Genomic DNA, 383 nt, shown 5'->3' on the forward strand with positions numbered 1-383 from the left:
GGACAAGCTGAAGACTACAGGCTGAAGCTGTCCGATAAGAAAGCGAGCCAACAATACGAAGTATTGTAAATAAAGAAGCCAGTAAATGAATTTATGAAAACTCATTTACTGGCTATTTTGCTAGGAATTATGTCTCAGGCTCTTTCCTACGATTAGTCAAGTACTTATAATTAAAATAAGCATTACTTAACTAAACCGTTCATTTTAATTTTTTTGAATAAGGTGTTAAACTATATTTGATTGTACGTTTGGCTAATGTGGTGACATTTGATAATCGTACAATTTATGATTCATTACAAGATAATGAATTGTTTTTAATAATCGATTTATACAAGCAATGATGGCAGTCTTATGAGGTTTCTCATTAGGCTGCTTTCTTAGTT

Source organism: Promicromonospora sp. NPDC059942 (assembly GCF_042731755.1).
Lineage (GTDB): Bacteria > Actinomycetota > Actinomycetes > Actinomycetales > Cellulomonadaceae > Promicromonospora.